Source organism: Cryobacterium sp. SO2, assembly GCF_026151165.2.
Classification (GTDB): Bacteria; Actinomycetota; Actinomycetes; order Actinomycetales; family Microbacteriaceae; genus Cryobacterium.
The window spans coordinates 2,752,580-2,764,274 of the sequence record NZ_CP117849.1; the positions used below are offsets into that span (position 1 = coordinate 2,752,580).

At 70.2% G+C, this 11,695-nt stretch carries 14 protein-coding genes; 9 read left to right on the top strand and 5 right to left on the bottom strand.

The annotated features are described in order from the left end of the window. Positions 1 to 47 precede the first annotated feature (47 nt). The 7 genes from BJQ94_RS12880 (at position 48) to BJQ94_RS12910 (ending at position 5,271) form a co-directional block, all read left to right on the top strand. On the top strand, positions 48 to 1,421 hold the full coding sequence (locus BJQ94_RS12880) for an HNH endonuclease signature motif containing protein (RefSeq protein WP_275875491.1): 1,374 nt from the start codon (positions 48 to 50) through the stop codon (positions 1,419 to 1,421). Between the two features lie 76 nt (positions 1,422 to 1,497). Further along, entirely contained in the window at positions 1,498 to 1,629 is a 132-nt protein-coding gene (locus BJQ94_RS12885; RefSeq protein WP_265398975.1) for a hypothetical protein, read from the top strand. 36 nt (positions 1,630 to 1,665) lie between these two features. Next, positions 1,666 to 2,259, top strand: a complete 594-nt coding sequence (locus BJQ94_RS12890) for a sulfite oxidase-like oxidoreductase (protein WP_265398976.1) — start codon at positions 1,666 to 1,668, stop codon at positions 2,257 to 2,259. After that, positions 2,256 to 2,996, top strand: a complete 741-nt coding sequence (locus BJQ94_RS12895; protein ID WP_345893445.1) for a ferredoxin reductase — start codon at positions 2,256 to 2,258, stop codon at positions 2,994 to 2,996. The genes BJQ94_RS12890 and BJQ94_RS12895 overlap by 4 nt, the downstream gene beginning before the upstream one ends. Continuing rightward, positions 2,993 to 3,319 (top strand): DUF6510 family protein, encoded by a 327-nt coding sequence (locus BJQ94_RS12900; RefSeq protein WP_265398977.1) that lies wholly within the window; start codon positions 2,993 to 2,995, stop codon positions 3,317 to 3,319. Before BJQ94_RS12895 ends, BJQ94_RS12900 begins: the two co-directional genes overlap by 4 nt. 42 nt (positions 3,320 to 3,361) lie before the next feature. Next, entirely contained in the window at positions 3,362 to 4,540 is a 1,179-nt protein-coding gene (locus BJQ94_RS12905; protein ID WP_265398978.1) for a MarP family serine protease, read from the top strand. Positions 4,541 to 4,575: 35 nt separating this feature from the next. Further along, entirely contained in the window at positions 4,576 to 5,271 is a 696-nt protein-coding gene (locus BJQ94_RS12910) for an RNase H family protein (RefSeq protein WP_265398979.1), read from the top strand. On the opposite strand, the gene BJQ94_RS12915 is transcribed toward BJQ94_RS12910, so the two are convergent. After that, positions 5,272 to 6,855: a sugar porter family MFS transporter gene (locus tag BJQ94_RS12915; RefSeq protein ID WP_265398980.1), complete on the bottom strand. Its 1,584-nt coding sequence runs from the start codon at positions 6,853 to 6,855 to the stop codon at positions 5,272 to 5,274. 5 nt (positions 6,856 to 6,860) lie between these two features. On the opposite strand from BJQ94_RS12915, the gene BJQ94_RS12920 reads away from it, so the two are divergent. After that, a complete protein-coding gene (locus tag BJQ94_RS12920; RefSeq protein WP_265398981.1) occupies positions 6,861 to 7,754 on the top strand; it encodes a DUF429 domain-containing protein in 894 nt (297 codons plus the stop codon). Here the strand turns inward: BJQ94_RS12920 and BJQ94_RS12925 are convergent. Next, positions 7,714 to 8,004 carry a hypothetical protein gene (locus tag BJQ94_RS12925; protein ID WP_265398982.1) on the bottom strand — a complete coding sequence of 97 codons (291 nt, stop codon included), beginning with the start codon at positions 8,002 to 8,004 and terminating at the stop codon, positions 7,714 to 7,716. The two genes, BJQ94_RS12920 and BJQ94_RS12925, sit on opposite strands and share 41 nt — an antisense overlap. 17 nt (positions 8,005 to 8,021) lie before the next feature. Then, the gene (gene menC / locus BJQ94_RS12930; RefSeq protein WP_265398983.1) at positions 8,022 to 9,131 is read right to left on the bottom strand and encodes an o-succinylbenzoate synthase; all 1,110 of its coding nucleotides are present in this window, start codon (positions 9,129 to 9,131) and stop codon (positions 8,022 to 8,024) included. A gap of 62 nt (positions 9,132 to 9,193) precedes the next feature. Here menC and BJQ94_RS12935 point away from each other — a divergent pair, with 62 nt between their 5' ends. Next, positions 9,194 to 10,099, top strand: a complete 906-nt coding sequence (locus BJQ94_RS12935) for an oxygenase MpaB family protein (protein WP_265398984.1) — start codon at positions 9,194 to 9,196, stop codon at positions 10,097 to 10,099. Here the strand turns inward: BJQ94_RS12935 and BJQ94_RS12940 are convergent. Then, the gene (locus tag BJQ94_RS12940; RefSeq protein WP_265398985.1) at positions 10,096 to 11,040 is read right to left on the bottom strand and encodes a hypothetical protein; all 945 of its coding nucleotides are present in this window, start codon (positions 11,038 to 11,040) and stop codon (positions 10,096 to 10,098) included. The genes BJQ94_RS12935 and BJQ94_RS12940 overlap by 4 nt on opposite strands. Next, entirely contained in the window at positions 11,037 to 11,657 is a 621-nt protein-coding gene (locus BJQ94_RS12945; protein WP_265398986.1) for a MerR family transcriptional regulator, read from the bottom strand. The genes BJQ94_RS12940 and BJQ94_RS12945 overlap by 4 nt, the downstream gene beginning before the upstream one ends. Between the last annotated feature and the right edge of the window lie 38 nt (positions 11,658 to 11,695).

An 11,695-nucleotide genomic window follows, 5' to 3' on the forward strand; every position in this document is an offset into this window, starting at 1 on the left:
GGGTTTTCGGGCCTGTGAGTGTGGGTGGTGGGTGGTTCACTGTCCGTATGGCCACCCCAGATGCCACACCCGCAGAAGCGATCAGAGCGGTCATCGACCCGCTGATCGAGAACGAGAAGGTGATCGCCGCCGGGTACGCCGAGCGTGCCCGGCTCCTGGCCGAACTGGACCGGCTCGGCCGCCAGCCCCGCATCATCCGCGGGCTCTGCGGTGACCCGGTTGAGTCCGGCCGGGACGACCCCGACACGCAAGCGCACGGGCCGTCCTGGAACGACGAGGAACTCGCCCGCCGCTGCATGGCCGCCGAAGCCGCCGGGGTGCTGCGCGTCACCAGCACCACGGCGGGCAGCATGGTCTTCAACGCCGCCCGCCTCACCGACGACCTCCCCCGATTCCACTCCGCGCTGACCCGGGGCAGCATCACCTGGGGTCACGCGATGAAGATGCTCGACCTCACCGAGGGTCTGCCCGAGGAGATCCTGCCCGTCTTCGAAGCGACGGTGCTGCCCGCAGCGGAGACGCTCACCTCCACCCAGTTCGTGCGGGTCGCCGGCCGCATCCTCGACCGGATACACCCGGTGCCCCTGCAGGAGCGCGCGGACGCCGGCTTCGTGAAGCGTCGCGTGGTGATGAAGCCCGACGTCGACGGCATGGCCTGGCTGAACGCGTACCTCAAGGCCGACGACGCTCAGGCGATCTACGACCGGCTGACCCTCATCGCCACAGAGGTCACAGACGACGCCGATACCGACCCGGCGACGGGCACCGACGCGAACGCTCCTGGTCGCACGAAGGACCAGCGCCGCGCGGACGCCTACCGCGACCTGCTCCTGGACGGCGTCGGCCCCACCGGGCTCGGCCACGGCATCCGCGGAACCGTGCGCCTCACGGTGCCGGCGCTGACGCTGCTGGACCGGAGCGACGAACCGGCGATTCTCGAGGGCTACGGACCCATCGACCCCGAGACCGCGCGGCAGATCGCGGGCACCGCGACCAGCTGGACGCGGGTCCTCACCCACCCCGAGACCGGCTGCCGCCTCTCCGTGGGCCGGGAGCAGTACGCGCCGCCGGCGGACATGCGCCGCTACCTTCAGATCCGCGACCAAACCTGCCAAGGAATCGGCTGCAGCCGACGGGCCACGCTCAGCGAGATCGACCATACCCAGCCCTGGAACACCGGCGGCGCGACCAGCGTCGACAACCTCGTGCACCTCTGCAAACCCTGCCACCGGCTCAAACACCAATCCAGCTTCAGCACCAGCCAAGGCCCCGGCGGCGCCCTCACCTGGACCACCCCCGGCGGCAAGAAATACAGCTCCGCACCCGCAAGAACCGACCCCGCCACATACGAGAGCCACCCACCCGGCTCGCCTCGTACCGGCACCCGGAGACCAGCGGCTGAGGAACCCCCGCCGTTCTAAGCACCCAGCGCTGGCCCGCCCGGCCCGATGCGACTACAACGGAGGAATGGACGAGACACAACGGACGGACCGGTGGATGAGCGCGTACCAAACGGCCTGGGCCTCGAACGAAGCCGCCGACATCAGGGGCGAATTCACCGAGTGGTACATGGACCAGGCCGCGCATTCGGACGACCAGGGCGTAGACCTTGCCCCGAGTGTCCAATAGGCTGCCGCGAGAGCGTCGTGACACGGAAGGAACACCATGGGCATTGTCTCCCCCGGCTTTTTCGGCCGCCGCCGCCGTGACGATCCGGCGCTGCCTCCCGGCCAATACCTCACCGAGGGCTTCCCGGTACTGTCGGCCGGCCCCACCCCGCGCATCGCCCCCGACGAGTGGGAATTCACCATCACCACCGAGACCGACCAGGTGCACCGCTGGAGCTGGGACGAGTTCCTCGCGCTCAAACAGGATGACGTGACCCAGGACATCCACTGCGTGACGAGCTGGTCGAAGCTCGGCACCAGCTGGCGCGGCGTCTCGCTCGACACGCTCTTCGAATCCGTCGAGTCCGACTGCGAGTTCACCATGGCGCACTCCTACGGCGGCTACACCACCAATGTGCCCCTCGACGACCTGCTCGGCGGCAAGGCCTGGATCGCTCACGAGTTCGACGGTGAAACCCTGGAACCGGCCCACGGCGGCCCGGCCCGGCTGCTCGTGCCGCACCTGTATTTCTGGAAGAGCGCCAAATGGGTGCGCGGCCTGGAGATGCTGCGCCAGGACGAACCCGGCTTCTGGGAGAGCAACGGGTACCACATGTACGGCGACCCGTGGCGCGAAGAGCGTTACTGGTGAGAACCGGCTGGAACGTTGCGGAGGTGATCGGTGTGACCCAGGAGACCAGGACCGCCCGCACCCTGCGGCTGCGCCTGCCCGGACTCACCGGGCACCGGCCCGGCCAGCACGTCGACGTGCGCCTCACCGCAGAGGACGGCTACACGGCGGTGCGCTCCTATTCGGTGGCCTCCGCGCTGCCCGGCGACGAGCTCGAGCTCACGGTGGAAGAACTCGACGACGGCGAGGTGTCACCGTATCTGGTGCATCAGGTGGCCGTGGGCGACCAGCTCGAGGTACGCGGGCCCGTTGGCGGCTGGTTCGTCTGGGATCCGGCCGACCCGTCGCCCGTGCAGCTCATCGCCGGCGGCTCAGGAGTGGTGCCGTTGATGGCCATGATCCGGGCCCACGCCGCGGCGAGCCCCGGCAGCACGGCCCCGTTTCGACTGCTCTATTCGGTGCGCAGCCCCGACTCCGGCTACTACAGCGCAGAACTCGACGAGCTCGCGCGGTCCCCGCTGCTGTCGGTGACCTACGTGTACACCCGCGAAGCCCCGGCCGGCAGCGGCATCACCCCGCATCGGCTGGATGCGGCGACTCTGCTGGCCGCGGTGCTGCCGGTCGACGACCACCCGGCCTTCTTCATCTGCGGGGCCACGGCCTTCGTCGAGACCGTGGCCGACTGGCTCGTTCGCGCCGGCTACCCGGCCGACCGGATCAAGACCGAACGATACGGCGGGACGGGGAGCCGACCGTGACCGGCCCGGGCGACGACGGTGACGCCGGCTCCGACTACCTCGACGGCAACGCCGCTGCGGGCCCCCTGAGCGAGGTCTTCGCCGTCGACGTCACGGTCGCCAGCGGTCGGTGTGCCCACTGCGGCCGCACCGGGGAACTCGCCACCGCCCGGGTCTACCCGAACTCGCACGGGCTGCTGCTGCGCTGCCCGGGGTGCGCCGAGATCCTGCTCAGGCTGGTCGACACCGGCCACAGTCTCGCTGTCGACCTGCACGGAATGAGCTACCTGGAACTGCAGCGGGACGCCCCGGGTTCTCAGCAAAAACCGTCCCCTGCCGCCTAGGCTGAGAACCGGCGGACCTCCGCCCATCAAGCGGGAGCGTGCATGCAGGGTTCGGTCATCCTCGACGTCATTCTCATCGTGCTGCTCGTGGCCAGCCTCGGCGCCGGCTACCGGAGCGGCCTGATCGGCAGCATCAGCGGCATCCTGGGCCTCGTGGCCGGCGCCGTCGCCGCCTACTTCGTAGTGCCCCTGGTGCCCACCTGGGTGCCGGCCGCCGAGTGGCGTACCCCCGCCTCGATCGCCGCGGCCCTGCTGCTCGTGATCGGCGGCCTCACGATCGGCGAGTCGATCGGGCGTGCCCTCCGCCGCCGCACCCCGCGCAAGCTCCGCGGCATCGACAGGCTCTTCGGTGCCGTCGTCGGGGTGGCCGCCGCCGCCGCCGTGGTGTCGATGGTCGCGTTCAGCGTCGGCGCTCTCGGCATCCCGGTGCTCACCTCGGCGATCGCCTCCTCCGGCGTGGTTCGCACCATCGATTCCGTCACCCCGGTGCCGGTCAAGAGTTTCCTGGCCCAACTGCGCTCCACAGTCGTCGACGACGGCCTGCCCGTGATCGCGGATGCCTTCGGTGGCCAGTCCCCCACCCTGCCGGAGGCGCAGCTCGACAATGCCGTCCTCGACACGGCCGCGGAGTCGGTGCTACGGATAACGGGCAACGCCGTGGCCTGCGGGCAGAGTCAGTCCGGCTCCGGATTCGTCATCGCTCCCGAGCGCGTGCTGACCAACGCGCACGTGGTGGCCGGGGTCACCAATGCCGTCGTCGAGGTGCCCGGTGCCGGCGCGCTCACCGGCGAGATCGTCTACTTCGACCCGGTCGACGACCTCGCCATCATCGCCGTGCCCGGCCTGTCCGCGGCACCACTGACCATGCAGGACGACCTCGCCGTCGACAGCGAGGGTGTGAGCCTGGGTTACCCCTTCGGCGGCCCGTTCGACTCCGACCCGGCCAGGGTGATGTCGGTCGGCCCACAGCTCGTGGCCGACATCTACGGCCAGTCGCCCACCCCGCGCGCGGTGTACACCCTCGCCGCCGACGTGCAGCAGGGCGAATCGGGCGGGCCACTGCTCAGCGCTGACGGCAAGGTCGCCGGTGTCATCTTCGCCAAGGCGGCCAACACCGCCAACGTGGGTTACGCCCTGGCTATGGAAGAGGTCGCGCCCGTCGTGGACCAGGCCGCCGGCCTGTCCGGCGCCGTCGCCTCCGGCACCTGCATCCAGAGCTGACCGGCGTTTGCGGGCCGACTGGCAGACTAGAGCGCATGACTATTACTGCCGCCGCTGACGGATCCGCCCTCGGAAACCCGGGACCGGCCGGCTGGGCCTGGTACATCGACGACAACAACTGGGCCGCGGGCGGCTGGAAGCACGCCACGAACAACCAGGGCGAACTCAAGGCCGTGCTCGAGCTGTTCCGCGCCACCGCCCACGTCGACGACGACCTGCTCGTGCTCTGCGACAGCCAGTACGTGATCAACTCGATCACCAAGTGGATGCGCGGATGGAAGGCCAAGGGCTGGCGCAAGGCCGACGGCAAGCCCGTGCTGAACCTCGACCTGCTTCAGGAGATCGACGAGGCCCTGGTGGGCCGGAAGTACCGCTTCGAATGGGTGAAGGGCCACGCCAACCACCCGCTCAACGAGGCCGCGGACTCCCGCGCCCGCGCGGTCTCCGAGGCCTACCAGCGGAACGGCGCCATCCGCACCGGTCCCGGCTTCGTGGCCGGCGGGCCCGTGCCCGCTGCACCGGCCACCGCGGCGAAGGCTGCACCTGTCAAGGCTGCACCGGTCACGGCCGCCGCACCACGCGCATCCGCCCCACTGGGGCTGTTCGACCTCGAGGTCGACCGCCCACACACGGTTCAGGTGGCGCTCAGCGCGGAGGAGCTCGGCCGGCTCAAGCGCCGGGCCGCCACTCGCGGCGTCAGCCCGGAAGAACTGCTCCGCGACCTGATCTGACTAGCGGCGCGCCTTCGCTTTCGGCTGAGGCTTCGGCTTCGCCGCGTTCTTGTTGGGCAGCAGGGTGTTCGCCTCGTCCAGTGACATGCCGTTGGTCTCCGGCACCTTGGTGAGCACGAACAGGAACGACAGCCCCGCGAACAGGGCGTACATGCCGTAGGTGAGCGGCAGCGACCACGCCGACATCGGCGGGAACGTCACCGTGATCAGGAAGTTCGCGATCCACTGCGCGGCCGCGGCCAGGCCGAGAGCCTTGGCGCGGATGGTGTTCGGGAAGATCTCCCCGAGCAGCACCCAGACCACCGGCCCCCAGGAGGCGCCGAAGGAGATCACGAAGACGTTCGCCGCGACCAGCGCGATCGGGCCCCAGGCACCGGGCAGGGCGAGCTCGCCGTCGGTCGTGACCGACTGGCTGAACGCGACGGCCATGGCGGCCAGCGACACCGTCATCCCGATCGACCCGGTGAGCAGGATGGGCCGACGGCCGATGCGGTCGACGAGGGCGATGGCCACCAGGGTCACCAGGATGTTGGTGACCGAGGTGGCCACCGAGATCGCCAGTGAGCTGGATTCTTCGAAGCCCACGGCGCTCCACAGCGTGGTCGAATAGTAGAAGATCACGTTGATGCCCACGAACTGCTGGAACACCGACAGGATGATGCCGACCCAGACGATGGGCTTGAGGCCGAGGACCGGACCGCGCAGCGACCCGGTGCGCTTGGCCTTCACATCATCCTCGATCGACGCCTTCATGTCGCGGATCTCCCGGTCGACATCGCCGTTCGGCCACACCCTGACGAGCACCTCGCGGGCCTTCTGCTCCTTGTCGTGCAGAACCAGATAGCGCGGCGACTCCGGCAGCAGCAGCGCGATCACACCGTAGATGAGCGCCGGGATCGCGCTGACCAGGAACATCCAGCGCCACGCCTCCAGGCCCCACCAGAACATCTCGCTCGCGCCGCCGGCCGTCGTGGCGAACACCGCGTCCGAGAGCAGGGCGGCGAAGATACCGATGGTGATGGCCAGCTGCTGCAACGAGCCGAGCCGGCCGCGCATCTGCCGCGGGGAGATCTCGGCGATGTAGGCGGGCGCCACCACGGAGGCCAGGCCGATGCCGATGCCGCCGAGCACCCGCCAGACGATGAGGTCGACCACGTTGAAGGCGAGGCCGGAGCCGACCGAGCTGGCGAAGAACACGATGGCGCCGATCAGCATCACCGGGATGCGGCCGAACCTGTCGGCCAGCCGGCCGCCGAGGAACGCGCCGGTCGCGGCGCCGAGCAGGGCGCTGGCAACGGCGAACCCGGTGAGGGCTTCGGTGAGGCCGAACTGGCCAGTGATGGCCTCGACCGCGCCGTTGATGACCGAGGAGTCGAACCCGAACAGGAAGCCGCCGAACGCGCCGGCGATGGCCAGCGCGATGACTTTGCGGTTCGTGGACGGCTTGATCGGCTCGGTCGTCGTCTTCTCGGTCGTCTCGGTCATCGCCGCTTCCCCCGTCGTCGGATGTGCTGTTGCTGGTGAACAACCTGACGAGCCTACGCCAATCGGCTCTTCCGCCCGCGCACCGCGCGTGCTATCCATAAGCCATGACGCGATTCCTCGGGGTGGATCTGGCCTGGGCAGAGGGCACGGCGGCGAAGCCGGCCAACGAGAGCGGCCTCGCCTGCATCGACGAGACCGGCCAGGTGATCGACGCCGGCTGGGCCCGCGGCATCGACGACGTCGTCGACTGGATCCAGTCGCTGGTCGAGCCCGGTGCCGTGCTGGCCATCGACGCGCCACTGGTGGTGAACAACCCCACCGGCATGCGCGTGTGCGAACGCGAGACCGGGTCCAGGTACGGGCGCTGGCACGTGTCCGCGAACGCCTCCAATCAGGCGTTGCCCCGCCTGGGCGGTGTGAGTCTGCGCCGCCGGTTGGAGGAGCGCGGCTGGACCTACACCGACGGGCTCGACCCGGTTGAGCCGGGTGCGGCGAGCTTTTTCGAGTGCTACCCGTATACGACCCTGGTGGGTGCCGCGGAGTTCGGATACGACGACAAACGCCCCCGCTACAAGCGCATGGGCTCCGCACTGCCGATCGTGGACCGCCGCGCCGCGCGCGCCGTGGTGTGCGACGACCTGATCGAACGGATGTGGCGGCTCACCGACGCCGCGCCCCCGCTGGATCTGAGCACTCACGAGGCCACCGACACTCTGGTCACCGAGCCCACGCCACTCACCGACACCGCCTACAAGCACCGCGAAGACCTCATCGACGCGCTGCTCAGCGCCTGGACGGCGTCCCTCTGGCACCGGCACGGCACCGCGCGCAGCCAGGTGCTCGGCGCTTCGGATCCGCTCGTGGTGGACGGCCGCCGGGGCACAATCATCGCGCCGGCGCGGCTCGAGCAGCGCCGCGGCGCGGATGCGGTGCGGGCGGCCGAGCTCAGCAGAAGAGTCAGTGAACCGGAAGCCAGCGCCCCTTCACCCGTTCGGTGACCAGCCAGGTCACCGGCTCGGCGACGAGTCGGGTCTGCTCCACCACGTGCCGCCCGATGGCCAGCGCCGTATCACCGTCATCGGCTGTGAAGCGCACGGTGGCTCGCGCCGACCCGGCCACAACGGCCAGGTCGGAGGCTTCCACAGTGGTGCGCTCCGCGGCGGCCCTCGCCGCGGCGGGCAGCACGGCGTCGGGCCGCACCCCCTGCTGCAGGGCGCCGATGGACATGATCACGCGGTAGGAGGGCATCTGCCCAGCGTATGCCGCTAGAAGCGGATGTCCTGGCGCGACCTGGTCACCTCGGCGAGCACGTCCGGCAGCACCTCCACGCCGGTGCCGGGTCCTGTCGGTACCCGCAGGTGGCCGTCCTCGAGCACGAACGGGGCGGTGAGGTCCTGGGCGTAATAGCGGTCAGAGGCCGAGGTGTCTCCGGGCAGCACGAAGTTCGGCAGACCGGCCAGGGCCACGTTGGCCGCCCGGCCGATGCCCGTCTCGAGCATCCCGCCGCACCAGACCGGCACACCGTGCGCGGCCGCGACGTCGTGAATGCGCCGGGCCTCGAGGTAACCGCCCACCCGGGACGGCTTGACGTTAATGATGCTGCACGCGCCCAGACTGATGGCCGCTGCGGCGTCCTGCGCCGACTCGATCGACTCGTCCAGGCAGACCGGCGTGCGGATGACCCGGGCCAGGGCGGCGTGCCCGAGCAGGTCGCGCTCGTTCAGGGGCTGCTCGATGAGCAGGAGGTCGAACGGGTCGAGCCGGGCGAGGTGTCGGGCATCCGCCAGTGTGTACGCGGTGTTGGCGTCGACCTGCAGCAGCAGGTCAGGCCCGAACCGTTCGCGCACGGCCCGCACGGGCTCAAGGTCCCAGCCCGGTTCGATCTTGAGCTTGATACGCAGGTAGCCCTGGTCGAGGTACCCGGCCACGGCCTCGAGCAGGTCGTCGAGGGAATCCATGATGCCCACTGATACCCCGGCGGGGACAGTGTCGTGAACAGCGCCGAGGTAGCCGCCGAAGGACTGGCCGGTCGTGCGCAGCTGGGCATCCAGGATCGCGGACTCGAGCACGGCCTTCGACATCTGGTGACCCTTCACCGGGGCGAGGGCGGTGCCCACGCGCTCGGCCGTGAGGGCATCGCCGAGGGCCCCCAGCCGGGGAATCAGGTGATCGCGGATCACCAGGTCGCTGGCGTCGATGAACTCCGAGCTGTACAACGGTCGCACCTCGGCGGCGCACTCGGCCCAGCCCTCTGCATCGGCCGTCGACACGTGCACCAGGGAGATCTGGCGCTCTGTGATGGTGCCGAACGAGGTGCGGAACGGCCGCACCAACGGCAGGCTGACCCGGCGCAGCTCGATGTTCTCGATTCTCATGGGTCGGAGTTTACGGCGGACATCCAGCCATCCGCACGGTCTCGTCGATTAGGGTTCGAAGAATGAGCAGCATTCTGGACGGATTCGTGAACAGCTGGCGGTCGCACCTGCTCGTCACCCTCTCCGGCAACGACGAGGGCCGGCCGGCCTGGGTGGACACCATGAAGCAGGGCGACGACGCCGGCTTCTTCGGGCCGGGGTCGGCCTCCTGGGCTGTGCACGGCGGCATGGCCACCATGGTCGCCGGCATCCGCGCGCTGCTCATGCAGACCCTGCACCCGGGCGCCATGGCCGGGGTGCACGACTGGTCGAGGTACCGGGAGGACCCGCTCGGCCGCCTCAGCGGAACCATCCAGTGGCTGGTCACGGTGACGTTCGCCGCCACCGGGCAGGCCGAGCAGGAGTCCGGCCGGGTCGGCCGGTTCCACGACAGGGTCGCCGGCAGCTACCTCGACGCCCACGGGGTCGAACGCCCGTACTCGGCGGGCGACCCCGAGCTGCTCTCCTGGGTGCACGTGGTCTTCACGGATGCCTTCCTCGCCAGCCACACGCTCTGGGGCGGCCCGATTCCCGGCGGCGCCGACCAGTACGTGCGGGAGTGGGCGAAGGCCGGCGAACTCGTGGGCGTGCAGAACCCGCCCCGCTCGAACGCCGAGCTGGCCGCAGAGCTGAAGGCGTTCTCCGACGCCGGCGTGCTGATGGGCGGCGACCGGGTGGCCGAGGCCGTGCGCTTCATCCGCCATCCGCCGCTCCGGCGCGGCATGCTGCCGTTCTACCGCATCATGTTCGCCGGCGCCGTGGCGTCGATCCCGGTTGACTACCGGCGGATGCTGGGCCTCCGCCGCTCTCCCCTGCCCGTGGTGTGGGCCACCGGAGCCGTGCTCGGCCTGGTGCGCCTGCTGCTCGGCGCCTCCTCCACCTCGGAGGACGCCGCCCGAGCCCGCATCGCCCGCCTGGCGATCTCCTAGGCTCGAGCCCGGCGGGATTCCCTTCGCAGGGTGACGGCGATGGCTACGGTCGCCGCTCCGAAGAGTGCGGCCGCGAGGGTGATGACCAGGGCGTTCGGCTGCACGATCGACTGGCCGGCGAGGGCCTGGCCGGTCAGCAGGGCCAGCACGCCCAGGTAGAGGCCGACCAGCGCGCGCAGGATGCCACGGCGGGCGAGCGGACGGGCGAGCGCGGGCATCCATCGAGCGAGTGCTTCGAGCAGCAGGGCGGCCAACGGCAGCACCTGCAGGGCATGCATCCCCACGAAGTGCGGAATGCGCAGGTCACCGGCCACGGTGCTCCAGCCGAGCAGCGGCAGGCCGGGGCCACCGTCGGCGACGCCGACGGTGTGCGCGCCGACGATGCCCTGGTAGTCGTCGAGCTGGGCGGCGGTCGGTCCGGTCATCAGGAACGCCAGGCCCATGCCGACGAGGGCGATCAGCAGGCCGGCGCGGATCGCGAGGGCCCTGGCCGGGTCGCCGAGGTCGGCGCGGAGCAGCAGGATGGCGATGGGAACGGCGGCGACCCACACCGTGACGATCGACGCCGCCATGACCGACCAGAGTGCGGCGTGGAACGCGGTGGACACGTTGAAGTGGCTGGTCAGGCCGGCCGCGGCCGCTCCGACGATGATCACCATCTCCACAACGAGGAAGACCGCGGCGATCGTGCCGGCCCACCAGGCCAGATGGCGGCGGCGAGCATGGGCCGCGGGCAGCAGCCCGATCAACCAGGACAGGGTCACGGCGTACAGGCCCACAGAGATCGCGAACTTCAGCGGCTTGGCCCAGAGCGGCGCGCCCGTGAGAGTGCGCGGATCAACGATGAGGCCCACGATGGCGCCCACGGCGAGGATCGCCATCGCCGCCGCCAGCCAGAGCAGCGGCCGGTGCCAGCGGATGGCGGGCGGAGCGGGGATCACCGGGCGCCTCCGGCGAAGCGTTGGGCCGTGACGTGCTCCTGCGCCGCCCGGCGGAGGGCCGCGAAGAGGGCATCCCCGAGAACTGTGCCGACGACCACCATCTCGGTCTTGGATTCCCGGTCGGAGCGGGCGTCGATCTCGTCGAGGTCCGCCTCGGCCACGGCGAGCGCCGCCGCCGCGTAGCCGGGCACCCAACCGCTGAGGTCGGGCTGGCCGAGCTCGGCAAAGGTCTGCAGCACCCGGGCCGCGGCCAGGCGGCCGGGGTTGTCCGGCGAGACGCGCCATCCGCTCAGCACCGCATCGACCTGGGCCACGGCCTCGGGCGCCAGCGTCGCGCCGTCGATCTGGGGCGAGACCGTGCGCTGGGCGATGTCAAAGGTGTGGGCGAGACCCAGATCGGAGTCAATGGCGTCGATCACCTGGTGGGCGGCGGCGATGCTGAGCCCGCCCACCTCGAGCAGGCCACGGATGACGCGCAGCCGGCGCAGGTGCTCCGGCCCGTACAGCGATTGGTTCGGGCCCTGCCGCTCCCCCGCCGGCAGCAGCCCTTCCCGCAGGTAGTACTTGATCGTCGCCACGGGAACCCCGCTTGTGGCACTCAGCTCAGCCATTCTCATGCAGATAGTGTAACTATCGGATAGTGAAACTGTCTATA